The sequence below is a fragment of the Acinetobacter sp. CIP 102637 genome (assembly GCF_000368425.1).
Lineage (GTDB): Bacteria > Pseudomonadota > Gammaproteobacteria > Pseudomonadales > Moraxellaceae > Acinetobacter > Acinetobacter parvus.
The window spans coordinates 523,834-540,875 of record NZ_KB849435.1 but is presented as its reverse complement, the minus strand read 5'-3'; the positions used below and the strand labels follow the sequence as shown (position 1 = coordinate 540,875).

17 protein-coding genes and 1 tRNA gene are annotated in these 17,042 nt (G+C 40.3%); 7 read left to right on the top strand and 11 right to left on the bottom strand.

The features are described 5' to 3' along the window. Positions 1-13: 13 nt before the first annotated feature. Together F967_RS05560 and F967_RS05555 are read right to left on the bottom strand one after the other, a co-directional pair. Positions 14-553 (bottom strand): KdsC family phosphatase, encoded by a 540-nt coding sequence (locus tag F967_RS05560; RefSeq protein WP_004759691.1) that lies wholly within the window; start codon positions 551-553, stop codon positions 14-16. A gap of 3 nt (positions 554-556) precedes the next feature. Then, a complete protein-coding gene (locus F967_RS05555; RefSeq protein ID WP_004798722.1) occupies positions 557-1,534 on the bottom strand; it encodes a KpsF/GutQ family sugar-phosphate isomerase in 978 nt (325 codons plus the stop codon). 337 nt (positions 1,535-1,871) lie between these two features. Here F967_RS05555 and cysS point away from each other — a divergent pair, with 337 nt between their 5' ends. The 4 genes from cysS (at position 1,872) to F967_RS05540 (ending at position 4,509) form a co-directional block, all read left to right on the top strand. Next, the gene (gene cysS / locus F967_RS05550; protein WP_004798720.1) at positions 1,872-3,293 is read left to right on the top strand and encodes a cysteine--tRNA ligase; all 1,422 of its coding nucleotides are present in this window, start codon (positions 1,872-1,874) and stop codon (positions 3,291-3,293) included. 62 nt (positions 3,294-3,355) lie between these two features. Next, a tRNA-Gly gene (locus F967_RS05545) sits at positions 3,356-3,431 on the top strand. 369 nt (positions 3,432-3,800) lie between these two features. Then, positions 3,801-3,926 carry a type B 50S ribosomal protein L36 gene (ykgO, locus tag F967_RS13640; RefSeq protein WP_081398917.1) on the top strand — a complete coding sequence of 42 codons (126 nt, stop codon included), beginning with the start codon at positions 3,801-3,803 and terminating at the stop codon, positions 3,924-3,926. Positions 3,927-4,035: 109 nt separating this feature from the next. Then, positions 4,036-4,509, top strand: a complete 474-nt coding sequence (locus tag F967_RS05540; RefSeq protein ID WP_004798719.1) for a copper resistance protein NlpE — start codon at positions 4,036-4,038, stop codon at positions 4,507-4,509. 82 nt (positions 4,510-4,591) lie between these two features. Here the strand turns inward: F967_RS05540 and F967_RS05535 are convergent, their stop codons facing one another. After that, positions 4,592-6,196 (bottom strand): isocitrate lyase, encoded by a 1,605-nt coding sequence (locus F967_RS05535; protein WP_004798716.1) that lies wholly within the window; start codon positions 6,194-6,196, stop codon positions 4,592-4,594. A 503-nt stretch (positions 6,197-6,699) separates the two neighbouring features. Between F967_RS05535 and F967_RS05530 the strand changes: the two genes are divergently transcribed. Continuing rightward, a complete protein-coding gene (locus F967_RS05530) occupies positions 6,700-7,689 on the top strand; it encodes a LysR family transcriptional regulator (RefSeq protein WP_004798715.1) in 990 nt (329 codons plus the stop codon). Positions 7,690-7,829: 140 nt separating this feature from the next. Then, entirely contained in the window at positions 7,830-9,155 is a 1,326-nt protein-coding gene (locus F967_RS05525; RefSeq protein ID WP_004798713.1) for a polyamine export protein PaeA, read from the top strand. 114 nt (positions 9,156-9,269) lie between these two features. On the opposite strand, the gene F967_RS05520 is transcribed toward F967_RS05525, so the two are convergent. Then, on the bottom strand, positions 9,270-9,785 hold the full coding sequence (locus F967_RS05520) for a hypothetical protein (protein ID WP_004798711.1): 516 nt from the start codon (positions 9,783-9,785) through the stop codon (positions 9,270-9,272). Between the two features lie 214 nt (positions 9,786-9,999). Between F967_RS05520 and F967_RS05515 the strand changes: the two genes are divergently transcribed. Then, the gene (locus F967_RS05515; RefSeq protein ID WP_416201995.1) at positions 10,000-10,539 is read left to right on the top strand and encodes a DUF2239 family protein; all 540 of its coding nucleotides are present in this window, start codon (positions 10,000-10,002) and stop codon (positions 10,537-10,539) included. A gap of 22 nt (positions 10,540-10,561) precedes the next feature. On the opposite strand, the gene F967_RS05510 is transcribed toward F967_RS05515, so the two are convergent. The 7 genes from F967_RS05510 to F967_RS05480 form a co-directional block, all read right to left on the bottom strand. Beyond that, positions 10,562-11,077 carry a hypothetical protein gene (locus F967_RS05510; protein ID WP_004798708.1) on the bottom strand — a complete coding sequence of 172 codons (516 nt, stop codon included), beginning with the start codon at positions 11,075-11,077 and terminating at the stop codon, positions 10,562-10,564. Continuing rightward, positions 11,074-12,164 (bottom strand): IS4-like element ISAba33 family transposase gene (locus F967_RS14145; protein ID WP_155756416.1). Its coding sequence is split into 2 segments (ribosomal slippage): positions 11,074-11,624 and positions 11,624-12,164, totalling 1,092 coding nucleotides; the frame shifts between segments, so codons are not numbered across the junction. The genes F967_RS05510 and F967_RS14145 overlap by 4 nt, the downstream gene beginning before the upstream one ends. Positions 12,165-12,197: 33 nt before the next feature. After that, a complete protein-coding gene (locus F967_RS05495) occupies positions 12,198-12,599 on the bottom strand; it encodes a RipA family octameric membrane protein (RefSeq protein WP_004798702.1) in 402 nt (133 codons plus the stop codon). Positions 12,600-12,650: 51 nt separating this feature from the next. Further along, on the bottom strand, positions 12,651-14,264 hold the full coding sequence (cysN, locus tag F967_RS05490) for a sulfate adenylyltransferase subunit CysN (RefSeq protein WP_004798699.1): 1,614 nt from the start codon (positions 14,262-14,264) through the stop codon (positions 12,651-12,653). Between the two features lie 44 nt (positions 14,265-14,308). Beyond that, positions 14,309-15,217, bottom strand: a complete 909-nt coding sequence (cysD, locus tag F967_RS05485) for a sulfate adenylyltransferase subunit CysD (RefSeq protein WP_004681142.1) — start codon at positions 15,215-15,217, stop codon at positions 14,309-14,311. Then, complete coding sequence (locus F967_RS14140) at positions 15,210-15,308, bottom strand: hypothetical protein (RefSeq protein WP_004677999.1); 99 nt, start codon at positions 15,306-15,308, stop codon at positions 15,210-15,212. Before F967_RS14140 ends, cysD begins: the two co-directional genes overlap by 8 nt. Before the next feature lie 228 nt (positions 15,309-15,536). Next, complete coding sequence (locus F967_RS05480) at positions 15,537-16,994, bottom strand: capsule assembly Wzi family protein (protein ID WP_004798697.1); 1,458 nt, start codon at positions 16,992-16,994, stop codon at positions 15,537-15,539. Positions 16,995-17,042 lie beyond the last annotated feature (48 nt).

The window sequence follows — 17,042 nt, the reverse complement described above, 5'->3', positions numbered from 1 at the left end:
TTTAATACTGATATTAATGTGGTACAGCCAGGTATTTTGCAAGTAGCTCTTGGTAAACACCTTTTGCCATCAGCAACATATCACAGGCCTCACGTACTGCCCCACGTCCACCCATCGCCTGGGTGACCAGATTTGCACGGCGACGCACTTCCTCATGGCCATTGGGCACGGTAATGCTCATACCTGCAATTGCAAACGCAGACAGGTCAGGCCAGTCATCGCCCATATAGACACAGTCCTCAGGCAGAATATTGAGCTGTGCACAGGCTTCACGCAATGCCACACCCTTATCCTCACGTCCCTGAAACACCAGATCCACACCCAAGTCAGACATGCGCTTTTCAACAATCTGGCTTTTACGTCCAGTGATAATAATCACTTTCATGCCTGCCTGCTGCACCAGCTTCATGCCCAGGCCATCACGGATATCGAATGACTTGATTTCATCACCAGAGTTGGTCAAAGTCACAAAACCATCACTTAGAATGCCATCCACATCCAGCACCAATGCCTGTAAATGACGCGCTTGCTCTAAAAGTGCATACGATGCCATGGCTTAATTCACTCCTGCTTCAATCAGATCGTGCATAGTGATTACACCAATCACCTTGTTGGCATTATCTACGACCACAAATTGATTGACTTTTTTGTCATGCATTTTTTCTAAGGCTTTCACCGCATGAGTATCCTGAGAAATCGTTAGAGGATTTTTAATCATAACTTCGGATACAGCTAAACTCACATCAAAACCTTGTTGCTGATCAATCATACGACGTAAATCACCATCCGTGAAAACACCTAACAAGGTATCATTTTCATCAACAATTGTAGTTAACCCAAGCCTTTTACCAGAAATCTCATATAACACTTTGTTCATTGGGGTGTCTGGGCTCACTTTAGGTAACTCTGCACCAGTATGCATCAAATGTTTAACATAAAGGAGTAAACGTTTACCTAACGCCCCTGCTGGATGGGAACGTGCAAAATCATCTACGGTAAAGCCTCGTGCTTCCAGCAAAGCAACCGCTAGAGCATCACCTAGAACCAGTGTTGCGGTAGTACTTGATGTAGGCGCCAATCCCAGTGGGCATGCTTCATCTGCCGCACCCAGCGTCAGGGCAATATCAGCATTCTGTGGCATTGGTCCCTTGTCATCACGGCTAATGGTGATTAAAGGTACTTCCAAGTGTTTAATCAGTGGCATCAGCATCATAATTTCATCACTCTTGCCCGAGTTTGAAATTGCAATCAGTACATCACCGCGCACCAGCATGCCCAGATCACCATGCCCTGCCTCACCAGGATGCATAAAGAATGAGGGTGTACCTGTGGAGGCAAAGGTTGCCGCCATTTTGCGACCAATATGACCAGATTTACCCATTCCTGTAACAACCACACGCCCCTTGCATTGCAAAATGACTTCACAGGCGCGGTCAAAGCGTTCATCAATTTGTGTTGCAAGCACTTCTATCGCTTGTTGTTCAATGCGCAAAGTTTCCAATGCGCTTTTTTGGAAATTTATCGTTTGTGACATGCAGGTTTGACTCAAAATAATATGCGATCTACTGGAGGTAGATGATTGTAATCAAAAGAATGATCGAGATTCTAGCATAACTAGAAGTTATGCACGTTTCTAAAATGTGTAAGATTTTTGGGAAAATGGAGAAAAATAAAGATCAATGAACCGCAAACTCCAGATGCTGATCGCTACACACTACAACCCATGTTTCAAGAACAGGGATAACACCCCATCCCAAACAACATAATCATTAAAATTGATCTGGTCCATTATTTTTTGCCCGACAACTTTATGAAATACAATGCATACGTTATGATGAATAACGATTTTTGTAGAGTGTTTGAAAACCCTTATGCAACCTTTTGTTCTATATAATTCTGAGCAACGTAAAAAAGTTGAATTTGTACCACGCAAAGAGGGACAAATCGATATGTATGTCTGTGGTATGACGGTTTACGATTATTGTCATATTGGACACGCTCGGGTTATGGTTGCATTTGACTACATCATCCGCTTTTTGCGTAGTCAGGGCTGGAAAGTTCGCTATATACGCAATATCACTGATATTGATGACAAGATCATTGCCCGTGCCAATGAAAATGGTGAAACCATCCAGCAACTCACTGCACGCTTTATTAATGCAATGAATGAGGATGCAGCCAACCTTGGCTGTGTGCTACCCGATGAAGCACCCAAAGCGACCGAATATATTGACCAGATGCAAAGCATGATTGCTACGTTGGTGGATAATGGCACAGCCTACCCTGCTGCCAACGGTGATGTTTATTTTGAAGTGACCAAGTTTGACAAATACGGTCGCTTATCGGGCCGTAAGCTTGAGGATATGCAGGCGGGTGCATCTGAACGTGTCGATGTCGAAGTTGAAAAGAAACATCCTTTTGATTTTGTCCTTTGGAAACACGCCAAGGAAAATGAACCTGCATGGGCTTCACCTTGGGGCAATGGCCGTCCAGGCTGGCATATTGAATGTTCTGCGATGTCAACCTGCTGCCTGGGCAATCATTTTGACATTCATGGTGGTGGTTCAGACTTGATGTTCCCACACCATGAAAATGAAATTGCCCAAAGTGAGGCCTCAACGGGCGAACAGTATGTGAATTACTGGATGCATGTGGGTTTCATCAATGTCGATGGTGAGAAAATGTCGAAGTCCTTAGGCAACTTCTTTACCATTCGTGATGTAATGGAAAAATTCCATCCAGAAGTGATCCGTTACTTTATTGTGTCATCACACTACCGTAGTCCAGTCAACTTCTCTGACTTTGCCTTGAAAGAGGCGAAAACAGCACTCAGCCGTTTTTATCATTCATTTAAAGCCTACCAGCAAATGTATGGGCAAAAAACAGTTGAGACTTTAGAGCAAGGTTTTGTTGAACGTTTTAATGCCGCAATGCGGGATGACTTTAATACTGCGGAAACAATGGCAGTTTTATTTGAGCTAAATAAAGAGTTAAACCGTGCTGTTAAGGAAGAAACTGCTGAACAGGCAACTGTCCTCTACTCAACCTTACGCTATTTAACCAATATTCTTGGCTTGGTTCAGCATGATGTAGATGAGTTTTTAAAATCGGATATTGGTCAGGAAGCACTCTCCCTTTCTGACACAGAAATTGAAAACTTTATCCAGCAACGTGTTGATGCTAAAAAAGCCAAAGACTTTGCTCAGGCAGATGCCATTCGACAGTCTTTATTGGATCAGGGTGTTGTGCTTGAGGATACCCGTCAGGGAACTATTTGGCGACGTGCTGATTAAATCAACACTTAGCAACATAGAGAGTTGACAGTTTGATTAAACTCTCTATAATGCGACCTATTGCGGGAATAGCTCAGTTGGTAGAGCATAACCTTGCCAAGGTTGGGGTCGCGAGTTCGAGTCTCGTTTCCCGCTCCAAAATTCAAAAAAGCCTTAATCGAAAGATTAGGGCTTTTTTTATATTATTTAATAACTTTATCTATGCTAAACTTCTTGCGTTAGTCAAATTTTAAGCAGCTGAAAGCTATATTTGATGAGGTTTTAGCCAATTCAAAAATTAGATAAAACTATACTTTCGCAAGAGGTCTATTTACTATAGCCCCAAAATAAATAAAGCTAAATACCGAATCAAGCATTTAACTTCGTAAGCTATAATTTACGATGAGTATTTTAATACGTCTAAAAGGTTTTCTTCTACCATCACACTTCAACTATATTCTTATGCTTTCTGTACAAGGCTATCTAAATGCAATATTATAACATTACATTAAATAAATAGGTTTTAAAATGAAAGTTTGTTCATCCCTCAAAAGTGCGAAACAACGTTGTAGCGACTGCCAAATTGTTAATCGTCATGGAAAACAGTACGTGATCTGTAAATCCAATCCTCGCTTTAAGGCAAGACAAGGCTAGTCCTTGCTTTATTTACCAAAAGTTAAATAACCCTTACATTCCCCTACTACACTTTCTTCATAAAATTTCATAATTTGGATAACAACATTTTCATAAGGCTGTATCAGGTATGCAGAAGTCAATTATTGCCATTTCTCTTGCATCTATTTTTCTAGTGGCATGTAACAAAGCAGAAAAACCAAAAACTGAAGAACATACCCCTCCTGCAACAACAGAAGCTACTTCTGAAACTGTAATAGATAGTGAACATACAGCAGAAAACTCACTGGACTGGGATGGCACATATAAAGGTGTGCTCCCTTGTGCTGACTGTGAGGGTATTGAAACCAAGCTTGAGCTAAATCAGGATAAAACTTACGAGCTTAAAGAAACCTACCTTGGCAAAGGTGATGGCAAGGCATTTGAAACGAAAGGTAGCTTCCAGTTTGACAGTAACAATCGCTCTGTTATTGAGTTAGACAAGGCGGGTGATAGCCGTAAATATTTTGTTGCTGAGGGTTATCTTAAAGCCCTAGACCTTGAGGGCAATGAAATTACAGGTGCCTTGGCAGACAAATATCAACTAAAAAAAGACGTTGAATAATATCCAGCGAGCTTCTAAAAACAATTATCTCACCAATAAAAAACCCTGCTTACGCAGGGTTTTTTTTAAATCAATTCAAAGCTTAGTGAGCAGCGAACTGGTTCATTGTGTTTTTAGCATCATCGTGCGCTTTAAGAGCGTTATCACCAGAGAAGATTTCTTTGTGATCATCACCGATGTCAGAACCCGCCATTGCCTGGTGTTTAACACAAGCAATACCTTGACGGATTTCTTTACGTTGTACGCCAGCAACATAAGCCAACATACCTTCAGAACCGAAGTAACCTTGTGCAAGCTCATGTGTAGAAAGAGCAGCTGTGTGGTAAGTCGGAAGTGTGATCAAGTGATGGAACACACCTGCTTCACGAGAGGCATCTGCCTGGAATGTACGGATCTTAGCATCAGCATCAGCAGCTAATTCAGTCTCATCGTACTCAGCGCTCATTAATTTAGCACGGTCGTAAGCAGAAACGTCTTTACCTTCAGCAACCCAACGGTCGTAAGCTTGTTGACGGAAGTTTAACGTCCAGTTGAATGATGGGCTGTTGTTATAAACAAGCTTAGCATTTGGAACTGTTTCACGTACACGGTTAACCATGTGCGCGATTTCTTCAACGTTTGGAGTCGCAGTTTCGATCCAAAGAAGGTCAGCACCGTTTTGTAAGCTAGTTACACAGTCAAGTACAACGCGGTCAATTTGAGTGCCTTCGCGGAACTGGTACAAGCCAGAAGCTAAACGCTTAGGACGATGTAATTTACCATCACGCTTGATTAGGATTTCGTCTTCTTTCGCTTCAGAGATGTCAATTTCTTGAGTGTCTAAGTAGCTGATGTATTGAGAAGCGATGTCGCCTGGCTCTTTAACCACTGGGATTTTTTGAGTCAAGTCAGCGCCTTCAGAGTCAGTACGCGCAACGATGATACCGTCATCAAGACCCATTTCCAAGAATGCATAACGTAATGCATGGATTTTAGCGATGAAGTCTTCGTGCGGAACAGTTACTTTACCAGCTTGGTGACCACATTGTTTCGCATCAGATACTTGGTTTTCGATTTGAAGCGCACAAGCACCAGCTTCGATCATTTTCTTAGCAAGTAAGTAAGTCGCTTCTTCGTTACCGAAACCAGCGTCGATGTCAGCAATAATTGGCACAACGTGAGTTTGGAAACCATCGATTTGAGCAGTGATTTCAGCAGCTTTAGCAGTGTCACCAGCTTCTTGCGCTTTTTTCAATGCACGGAACAAATCGTTTAATTCTTTCGCGTCAGCTTGACGTAAGAAAGTATAGATTTCTTCGATCAAAGCAGGTACTGAAGTTTTTTCGTGCATAGATTGGTCAGGAAGTGGACCAAATTCTGAACGAAGAGCAGCAACCATCCAACCAGAAAGGTAGATGTAACGCTTAGAAGTTGTACCGAAGTATTTTTTGTTCGCAATCATTTTTTGTTGCGCGATAAAACCGTGCCAGCAACCTAATGATTGAGTGTATTTGCTAGAGTCAGCGTCGTATTCAGCCATATCTTTACGCATGATAGCAGCTGTGTATTTAGCGATATCTAAACCAGTTTTGAATTGGTTTTGCATTTGCATACGTGCAGCATCTTCTGGGCTAATATCGCGCCAAGTGTCGCCGAATTTTGCTTTTAATTCGCGGATTGCATCAATCGCTGTTAAATATGTAGACATGATATATTCCTTTAGAGGGATTGGCATCGAATGGACGCTGAAAATCATGCTTTTTTATAGGCGAGATTTCAAGCACTTCTTCAATATTTTGCACAGCTTAGTCTGTGGCAATCATTTTATCCAATATTATTGGGTAATTTTCGGTATTTTCTTATGAAATATAGCAATAAAAGTCATTTTATTTAGATTAAAAACCAATTTAAACCATTGTTATTCATAATTTTTTAATAATTAAATTTTTTATGAAATTCTCTTTTTTCTTTTATTTGACTTATTTAAATACAATTTTAGGACTTACCATACTCTCCAAAACTGACATTTTTTGCCATTTGTAGCACAGTCAGATAAATTTATCCCCATATGAAAGTGAAATTTTCTCATGGGAAAGTGACTTCCTGATTGGACTGATAGCCAAGGCTTATTGTAGGATTAAGTTACACAAACAGCTTTAAATATGGCATAATTCAACATAATTTAACGATTTTATTTTCGGTATTTTTTTTATGAATCTGGAGCGGGTTGATCTCAATTTATTAATTTATCTTGATGTACTTCTTCGTGAAAAAAATGTCACACGCGCAGCAGAGCAATTAGGTGTTACCCAACCTGCAATGAGTAATATTTTACGCCGTTTGCGTAACTTATTTAATGATCCTCTCCTCATACGATCTTCCGAAGGGATGACACCGACTGAACGGGCACTGGAACTGCAACCCCGTATTCGTGACGCACTGTCAGACCTGTCCATGATTCTGGAACCTCGTACCGAGTTCAGACCCTATACCAGCAATCGCGTGTTCCGCATCATGACCTCCGATTATGCTGAAGCCACTTTGGTTCCCCGCCTTGTAAAAGCCTTGCGTTCTGAAGCGCCAAATGTTGTTTTGGACTTCCTGACTCCAAGTGACGTGTCCTACCGCGATATGGAACAAGGTAAGGTTGATCTGGCAATTAACCGTTTTAATGAAATTCCACAAAGCTTTCATCAGGTATTGGTTTGGCGTGACAGCTTTAGCTGTATTTTAAATGACAAGCACCCTGCCGTAACCCATCTTAATTTAAAAAGTTATTTAGACGCCCAGCATATCTGGGTATCCAAGACAGGTATGGGTGTTGGCTTTGGTGTCAACCCAGACAAACAGGCTGGTTTAGGCTGGATTGATCAGGCTTTGGAACGGATTGGTCAACGCCGTAAAATTTCGGTATTTACCCGTCATTATCAAATGCCTGCTCTTCTGGCACAGAATGTTGATTTAATTGCCACACTTCCAACCCGTATGGCACGTCTACAGGCACAGAATCCAAAACTGATTATAAAGGATCCTCCATTTTATATTCCTGAATTTGAATTAAAGATGGCCTGGTGTCCTTTATTGCATCATCATCCAGCGCATCGCTGGTTAAGGCAGTTAATCCTGTTTGTAGCACGGCAAATGATTGAAGAAGAAAATCGTGAATTTCTTTTAAATAATACGCAGTTTTCACGATATTAACATCTTGTTTTATTATAATGGTTAGCTTTCTGCGAGTATGCTTGTTGAACGCTATTGTTACACTGAGGTAATGTTCTAATTACCTCACAACTTTTTTGTGTTAAAACATATTCACAATAATGATAAACCACAGGTGATGTGTGAGTCTCTTCCAAAATATTATTGTCATTATTCTGCTTATTTCTGCGGCGGGTTTTCTATCACTTACTGAAATTGCGCTTGCAGGTGCGCGAAAGGTTAAACTAAAGATTTTAGCGGAATCAGGTGAAATCCGTGCACAGAAAGTTCTGGACTTGCAGGAACAGTCTGCCGACTTCTTTGCCGCCTCACAAATTGGTTTAAATGCGATTGCCATTTTAGGTGGTATTTTAGGTGAAGGGGCGTTTCGCCCCTATTTTGTGGAGTTTGTTGCACGGTTCTATACAGGACCCTGGCTGGAAACGATTGGTTTCGCCCTCTCCTTTACCTTGGTCACTTCGCTGTTTATCCTGTTTGCCGACCTAATGCCAAAACGTCTGGCGATGAATGCACCCGAAAAGATTTCGATTAGGGTGATTGAGCCAATTCAGATTTTCATCAAAATCTGTAAACCTCTGGCTTGGGGAATCAATGCGATTGCCAACCTGTTGTTCCGCCTATTTAAGGTAAATACCATACGTGATGACAATATCACCTTTGATGATATTTCAGCAGTTATGGATGCAGGTGCGCAGGCAGGCGTTCTACAAAAACAGGAACACCATTTTATTGAGAATGTGTTTGAGCTTGAGGAACGCACAGTTCCATCCAGTATGACCACACGTGAAAATGTGGTGTATTTTACCCTGAAAGAAAATGAAAACAGTATTCGGCAAAAACTGGCGGAATATCCTTATTCAAAATTCCTTGTCTGTAATGAACACATTGATCAGGTGATTGGCTATGTGGATGCCAAAGATATTCTGGTTCGGATTCTAAACAACCAGTCATTGCTTCAACTGAATGAATCAACCATCCGTACCGTCCTGATTATTCCTGACACCCTCACCCTGTCTGAACTGCTGGACCGTTTTCGTTCAACCAAAGAAAAATTTGCAGTCGTCATCAATGAATATGCGTTGGTGGTGGGTGTAATTACCCTCAGTGACATCATGATTACTGTGATGGGTGACTGGGTGACACCAATGGAAGAGGAACAGCAGATCATCAAACGGGACAACCATTCATGGTTTATTGATGGCAGCACGCCAATAGAAGATGTGAAACATGCGCTGGCGATTGAAGAGTTTCCAGAAAATGAAAACTACGAAACCATTGCGGGTTTTATCATGTATCGCTTGCGCAAGATTCCGCGTCCAGCCGATGCTGTAGAATATGCGGGTTTTAAGTTTGAAGTAGTCGATATTGATCATTATAAAATCGACCAACTGCTTGTGACTCAAATCATGCCGAATTTAGAAACAGAGTCACCCACACAGGAAAATTAATCCTAATAAACAGAAAGCCCATTTAGATGGGCTTTTTTCACTTTGCAATAAATCCAAATAACAAAGCGATAATGGTAAAAAACAATACAAAGAATGTGATTCCACCACTATATTTTAATTTCCACCATACAGTGAAATTAATTCATCGAGCATTGCCTGATAATGAATGGAAATATCTTCCGCCAGAACCTTGTAGGCATTGTCAAACTGAACCATCGGCCAGCCCTCTTTCCAGAATGGAAAAATATTGTGCAAATCATGGGTGACAATCGCGTCTTCACGACCAATTGCCTGTGCGACCTGAGCTAAAACTTGAGCTGTTTCAGCTCCATCAATCGCAAGATAATCAATCCCACGCGCTTTTAAAATACGGATACGGTCTTTTTTATAACGAATTTTTTTAGCTTGTCCAGAATTTAAACCTAATGCAAGTGTTACTGCTTCTACAAATTTATCTTCAAAACTTGTATTCAGTGCAACCAAAGCTTGCTTGTGTGCTTCTTGACGCCCAGCCTTCCCCCCATTACGGATGATTTCGTTCGCTTCTGCATCAAGCTTATCTTTTTTCATAGACTGTAAAATGTCTAAAATTTCGATATCGCTTAAAGATTCAGCAGATTGCTCAATCATGGGAGTCCTTATATACAAACTTAAAGAAGTATTGTCTCATAAAAGCCATAGCAAAACAGAATAAAAATTAAAAATGGATATTCATCCTTAGTATTTATCTGCTGGGAAAATTTTGGTACTTCCCTTACATTAAGAATGCAATTTGCAAAATTAGTTTTACCCTGATAATATTATTTTACCCGTATAAAATTATCCCAAAGAAATGAACATTCAAATGACCTATACCGCTTTTCTGGATGAGCAATGTTTGGTAAACGGCACCCTAGTAGATGTTGCAACAGCCATTCAACAACATGCAAACCAGTCCAATGCCACCTTGTTGATTTTTAATGATCAAACGGGTAAACAAATTGACCTTGATATTTCAGGTTCGAAGCAGGACATTCAACAACGTTATGCTGAACCTGAAATGGTCAAGAAAGTTGGAAGACCTAAACTGGGCGTGATCTCACGCGAAATTACCTTACAACAGAAGCATTGGGATTGGCTTGATCAGCAAAGCTCAAGCGCATCGGCCGTGATCCGCAAGCTGATCGACAATGAACTGAATAATCCGAACTCAGAAAGCAACAAGCTGTTGGCAAAGCAGGCTACAGATCGTTTTATGTCAGCTATGTTGGGCAATATGCCAAATTATGAGGAAGCAACCCGTGCCTTATATCAAGGCAATAAAGAGATATTTTTAGATTTAATTCGGGATTATCCAAAAGACATTTATCAACATATCTTGAAATTGTCAAACTTTGCTTTTTAGCTTGATACTTTTTGAATTATCGTTATTCTTGAACAACTTCTATTTTTATAGGTTTATATTTATCTCCATCAACGATAGAATGGGTATTAGGTTCTAAGGTAAAGCCCTTTATTTTAAGAGCATGAGCATTAAAACTTAATGTATGTAACAATAACGCAAACCATAATAGAGTAAAGAACATCCCAACAATAATTGGTATTCTACTGACAGAAAATTTCTTTAGAATCAAATAATTTGAGAAAATATCAAATACATTCACTGTATCTTTTTTGATATAATCAAAGTCTTTCTCATTTAATGTCACACGCCCTATAACAGATTCCTGTATGCTTATTTTTTCCTTTGAATCATCTTCTAAAAATTCAAATAAATGATGAAACAGGTATTTTCCATTTCTGATCTTATCAATCTCATTTTCCAAATTTTCTATCTTATTTTGATACATTTCACCCAATACATTTAGATAATTAATTTTGTTTTCCAGCTTGGCGATTAATTCATTCTTATAAATTCCCACTCTGTACACGACAAATTTCATAGGATCCTTGTCCTATCAGGCTTTTTCTTTCTTAAAATTGCTAGCACTTTCTTAAATTCTTCTTTTTTTCCAAAACCAATCAAACGTAGAATAGCCATTTGAACATAGTCCAAACCGTAGCGAAATAAACTTACTGAAAGTCGTCCATGCTTCTTTATTTTTATCGCTTTTTTTCGATCATGTTGCCATTCACCTGTTAAATAGCACCAACAGAAACCGATAGCTAGCACTGCTATCAATTTCTTGACTCGTCTAGGGTCTGTTAAACGAGTATTTTCAAGATTGAATCCACGTCCTTTGAGACAACTAAATAACGTTTCGATTTCCCAGCGTAATGCATAATCACGAATAGCAGAAGCATTAAACATAGGAGAAACAACAAGTAAAAGTTCTCCATCTTCTAATCGTAGCGCACTAATATACAGTTTCACTCGACCAACCCAAATACGTCGTTTACGACATTCAGTTTGACCAACTTGAAGATGACGAAATAAATCACTAATTTTATGATTCTTGGCTAAGTGATTGGTCACAATGAAGTTTTTTTAACACGTATACAAAAGTTAATGTCATTTTCAATTAACCATGTAAACCATTTCTCACCGATAAATTCTCTGTCTGCGAACACATTCACAATACGGTCTTTACCAAAAATGGAGATAAAGCGTTGAATCAAAGCAATACGCTCTTTTGTATCTGAATTTCCCCGTTTATTGAGCAATGTCCAAACTATAGGTATGGCTATTCCACGATAGACGATGGCTAACATCAAGATATTGATATCTCGTTTCCCCCATTTCCAGTTGGTTCTATCCAAAGTTAATTGGACTTTATCGAATAAAAATATATTGAAAATTAACTGAGAAATTTGACGATAATCGAAATACTGACCTGCAAAGAAGCGTTGTATACGTCGATAAAATGATTGTGGTAAGCACTTGATGGGTAAGGCTTTAGATGCAGAAGAAAGATTACATGTCTGTTTTACAATTAATGCAATCATAATCAGTGTAAAACATTTTACATGTGACTTGTTCCACTTTAGATATTTGTTTAAGATGAGATGTAACTCATTGAAATGTGTCATCATATTCGTCGTCAGAAAACAAGTATTATGCCATTATTTCAATGAGTTATCTTTTTTTGTCGTGTACAAAGAAATTCCCATATAACTATCAAATTTTTCTCTTAGTTTTTTCTCTGAATTAGAGGTTTTAAGCTCCCAGTACTCTTGCCAATATTTTGCTCCTGCTGCAATGTTCGTTTGATATATTGAAAAAATAATACAAAATAGACAAACAATAAATTCTACAAAGGGTTTACTTGCTGAAGCCGTTAATACTCCAGATAACATAACACCCTGAAAGATAATAAAATAATTATTCCTATTTTGTAATTGCGTGATTTCAAAATCACGTGTCGCAATACTTCTTGCATAGACTGCTTTTAATTCTTTAATTTCCTTTTCTAAAATTCTATTAGCAGAAAATTCATCGTCTATATTTTGATTCGGGACTTTCATGATCCATATCAAATACGCCTACCGAACTCGGTAAGCGTATTTTCTCCTTAATTACAAACGCACCAATTCCACTACTTTTCCAGCAGCCTCTTCAACACTATCCGCTGTCACATCAGTATCTGTACCCTCTACAGTTGTCGTGATCACCACCACACCTGTTTCACGTAACAAATTGATTTGCTCAGCAGTCAAATTTGCTTTGGCAATTGCCACCACACCCTGTTGAATCAATAAACTTTCCAAAGTCTGAGCCTGTTCAATCAATTGCGCTGAAACACCAATCACCGCAGGTTTTTGACCCAAACGTGCCGCACGATCTTCCGCAGTGACGGGATTGCTATGCGCCGTCCATTCAACTGCCGCTTCAACCATTCCTGCACCAACAGTAACGTTGCTTAAACGGTCAATAAAGATAAATGAACCTGTATAACGGCTGTCCTGATATTGATCAAACACCACTGGCGCATCAAATTCAATCACTACATCTGCAATCGCGTTCAGTTCAAGCTCTTCAACCTGAGTATGTTCAAGTGTATTGACATTCACACGGAAGTTAATTTCAGTCACTTTGGCAGGAACAGTCTGTGTACCAATCTTCACATTGTACAGTTTGCCTTTGACCAAAGGATGCTCAGTCATCCACACCACTGATGCGCGTACAGAACGTGAAATCAAGGGTTGTTCGCCAGCACGGACTAAAACGTTACCACGGGAAATATCAATTTCATCATTCAGCGTTAAGGTCACCGCCTGACCTGCGATGGCTTGCTCAATGTTGCCATCAAAGGTCACAATCTCTTTGACCGTTGATTTTTTACCTGATGGCAATGCAACAATCTCATCACCCACATTGATTTCGCCCAGCGCAATCGTTCCTGCAAAGCCACGGAAATCAAGGTTTGGACGGTTTACATACTGAACAGGGAAACGGAATTCTTTTTTATTTGAATCACGTTTAATTTCCACTGACTCAAGGATGTTCATCAAGGTTTGACCCTTGTACCACGGCGTGCTTGCTGATGGATTCACCACATTATCACCATTCAATGCCGAGATTGGCACGAATACAATATTTTCAGGGCGGCGATTACCTAACTGGCTGACAAAGGCATCATATTCAACCTGAATTTCGTTGAAACGTGCTTCAGAGAACTCAACCAAGTCCATTTTGTTGATCGCGACCACGATATTTTTAATACCAAGTAAACTTGCAATAAAAGTATGACGGCGAGTTTGGGTTTGCACACCATAACGTGCATCAATCAAAATGATGGCAAGATCAGCCGTTGAAGCACCTGTTGCCATGTTACGCGTATATTGTTCATGCCCTGGGGTGTCCGCAATGATGAACTTACGCTTTTCAGTAGAGAAGTAACGATAAGCCACATCAATGGTAATGCCCTGCTCACGTTCTGCCTGCAAACCATCGACAAGCAAGGCAAGGTCTGGTGCATCGCCTGTGGTACCCACTTTCTTACTGTCACGGGTCACTGCCTGCAATTGATCTTCATAAATCAATTTTGAATCGTAAAGCAAACGCCCAATTAAGGTACTTTTACCATCATCGACATTACCGCAAGTCAGGAAACGCAACAGGTCTTTTTGTTCATGCTGTTTTAAATATGCCAAGATATCCTGGCTAATCAAATCTGATTGGTGAGACATCGCTCAAACTCCACAATATTTTGAAATCGAATTTGCCAAGTAACTTAGAAATAGCCTTCCTGCTTTTTCTTTTCCATCGAGCCAGCCTCATCATGGTCAATCATACGACCCTGACGCTCTGAACTGGTGGCTAAAAGCATTTCCTGGATAATTTCTGGCAAGGTATCCGCTTCAGACTCAACCGCACCCGTTAATGGATAGCAGCCCAGCGTACGGAAACGTACCGATTTCATTTGTGGAACTTCGCCCTCTTTTAAACGCATACGTTCATCATCCACCATGATCAACGTGCCACTGCGCTCAACCACTGGACGAACCGCAGAGAAATAAAGAGGAACGATTTGAATATTTTCCAGATAGATATATTGCCAAATATCCAACTCAGTCCAGTTGGACAACGGGAATACACGAATACTTTCGCCTTTGTTCACTTTACCATTGTAAAGATTCCAAAGTTCTGGACGCTGGTTTTTCGGGTCCCAGCGGTGCTTGGTGTCACGGAACGAATAAACACGCTCTTTGGCACGTGATTTTTCTTCATCACGACGTGCGCCACCAAAAGCAGCATCAAACTGATATTTGTCCAGTGCCTGTTTTAAACCCTGAGTTTTCATGATGTCGGTATATTTTGAGCTGCCGTGGTCAAATGGGTTAATTCCTGCCTCACGCCCTTCCGCATTTTGATGCACGATCAGGTCAAAACCATGGGTTTTTGCCATGTTGTCACGAAATGCAATCATGTCCTTAAATTTCCAGCCCGTATCTACATGCAGTAGTGGGAATGGAAGCTTAGCTGGATAGAATGCCTTTAATGCCAAGTGCAGCATTACTGCCGAGTCTTTACCAATCGAATAGAGCATGACTGGATTTTCAAATTCAGCAGCCACTTCACGAATAATATGAATACTCTCAGCCTCAAGCTGCTTAAGGTGAGTAAGTCTATTATCAGTCATGAACACATCCCTCCTTATCCATGTTACCCATAAAATCTATAAGTGGTATTAAACCACCACTTGGAAGACCGTGTGGAGGAACGAGTGCCATAACAACTCCAATTTTTCGTGATATTAATATTCTGCCTAGCGGATAAATGATCACGCTAACAAAGGTTATCCATTATAATAATTTAGATTGAGTTCTTTAGCTTGTTTTTTCATATAAATATGCAAAATTATGATATGAAAATTATATTCAGAAATATAGATACAACCTATTTCACATGAATTTAAACAAAAAAGAAGCCCATGCAGGCTTCTTTCTGAGTTGGTTAATTTAGAAACCGAACATATTGCGTTCCAGTGGAATTTCAACTCCTACCGAAACACCACCATCACGGCCATTTAAATCAGAGTCGCTGACCCAGCCATTCACTTTCAGTGGAAGTGTAGGTTTTATATAGTGTGTCCAGGTGAGGTCCAGCCCCTTAATGCTATCTTCTTTTGGAAATGCCGCATTAATGGCTAAATTGGACTGGTTTACTTTGGCATATAAGGCACGCCCACTTAGGCGGTTCATCACATCAAAGCGAATGTCACCACCAACAGAGTACATCTGCCCATCACCACCGATTGCATGTCCTAATGGGAAACCATGCTGATAATAACCATCTTTATATTGGTGATGACTATAAGAAATACCGCTCACCTGACCATTAGTACGTGTATCCGCCCACTCCATATAAAGCTGGTAAGGTAGATTTTTATAGCTTGAAGAAAAATCGGCACCTGCTAAATATAAATATTTTGCAGGTAAACCACCAGCTTCATCTTCACCAACAAATTGAGTATATAAACTGATAGGGAGATTAAATAATGGCTGTAGCAATAAACGACCATCGAAACCAGCAATTTGGTTTGATGCATTGTCGTCACCTACACATCCACTGTCATCACATCCGTTATCTTTACCAATAACAGCATTCCAATATGCCTTAAAACTATTAGGCTGACCTTTCCCAGCAATCTGGATTGCACGTGAAGCACCAAGCTCCAGATAAGGCAAAGGTTGTGCAGTTAAACGTAAACCGATCAGTTTTGTATTTGGTACAGCATTGTAATCGTCCAGTTGTCCTGCAAAGGCCTGATATTGCCAAGGACCAATCCATGATAGCCACTTTGTTTCAAAGGCATTCTGTACCGCACGCTGAGCGCTTATCCCGTAAACAGGACGGCTGGCATCACCACGAATCAGGCTTCCATCATGTCCCGGCCCCCAGTAAGTTGGGATTTGCCCAGCAATTAACCATTGATTCCAGAGTTTGCCCGCAAGATAGGAACCCTCGACATTGGCATCATGTCCATGATCAATCAATGGATCTTTTTCGCCATTGATACGCAACTTGGCATCCCAGTTCTCACCGCCAGCATTAAACTCAGCCGCAACCTGATATTGTGATTTTTGATTATCGCCAAATGTTTGGGGAATTGTTTTTAAGTCAGTACCAGCATATAAACCAACCTTGGCTGGCCCATTATCTGCCTTTAGCGCATGAATGACTGAATTAACCACTTTTTGCTGGGTGTTATTACTGACTTTCGCCTGCGCCAATGCACGTTGAATTTCATCACCACTTAATGGCCAGGTCGAAGTACTGATCTGGATGACACCCTGCTGGTTTAACCAGTTTAAATCGGTACGCAAATTTTCATCATTTAGCACTAAACCTTGAGCAAGGGTAATAGAAGAAAAACAGGAAAATACTGCTATAGACAGTGATTTTTTTAAAAACATGCCAGAAATATTCTCAGATATATTTATACAGGCCATCATCGTTTTTTT

Bases quoted from the DNA above. Each gene is read 5' to 3' on its own strand.
- cysS (WP_004798720.1), top strand. From the start codon at position 1,872: ATGCAACCTTTTGTTCTATATAATTCTGAGCAACGTAAAAAAGTTGAA.
- F967_RS05540 (WP_004798719.1), top strand. From the start codon at position 4,036: ATGCAGAAGTCAATTATTGCCATTTCTCTTGCATCTATTTTTCTAGTG.
- F967_RS05510 (WP_004798708.1), bottom strand. From the start codon at position 11,077: ATGAAATTTGTCGTGTACAGAGTGGGAATTTATAAGAATGAATTAATC.
- cysN (WP_004798699.1), bottom strand. From the start codon at position 14,264: ATGTCTCACCAATCAGATTTGATTAGCCAGGATATCTTGGCATATTTA.
- F967_RS05480 (WP_004798697.1), bottom strand. From the start codon at position 16,994: ATGTTTTTAAAAAAATCACTGTCTATAGCAGTATTTTCCTGTTTTTCT.
- F967_RS05520 (WP_004798711.1), bottom strand. From the start codon at position 9,785: ATGATTGAGCAATCTGCTGAATCTTTAAGCGATATCGAAATTTTAGAC.
- F967_RS05560 (WP_004759691.1), bottom strand. From the start codon at position 553: ATGGCATCGTATGCACTTTTAGAGCAAGCGCGTCATTTACAGGCATTG.
- ykgO (WP_081398917.1), top strand. From the start codon at position 3,801: ATGAAAGTTTGTTCATCCCTCAAAAGTGCGAAACAACGTTGTAGCGAC.
- F967_RS05535 (WP_004798716.1), bottom strand. From the start codon at position 6,196: ATGTCTACATATTTAACAGCGATTGATGCAATCCGCGAATTAAAAGCA.
- F967_RS05555 (WP_004798722.1), bottom strand. From the start codon at position 1,534: ATGTCACAAACGATAAATTTCCAAAAAAGCGCATTGGAAACTTTGCGC.
- F967_RS14140 (WP_004677999.1), bottom strand. From the start codon at position 15,308: ATGGCACTCGTTCCTCCACACGGTCTTCCAAGTGGTGGTTTAATACCA.
- F967_RS05495 (WP_004798702.1), bottom strand. From the start codon at position 12,599: ATGAAAGTCCCGAATCAAAATATAGACGATGAATTTTCTGCTAATAGA.
- F967_RS05530 (WP_004798715.1), top strand. From the start codon at position 6,700: ATGAATCTGGAGCGGGTTGATCTCAATTTATTAATTTATCTTGATGTA.
- F967_RS05515 (WP_416201995.1), top strand. From the start codon at position 10,000: ATGACCTATACCGCTTTTCTGGATGAGCAATGTTTGGTAAACGGCACC.
- cysD (WP_004681142.1), bottom strand. From the start codon at position 15,217: ATGACTGATAATAGACTTACTCACCTTAAGCAGCTTGAGGCTGAGAGT.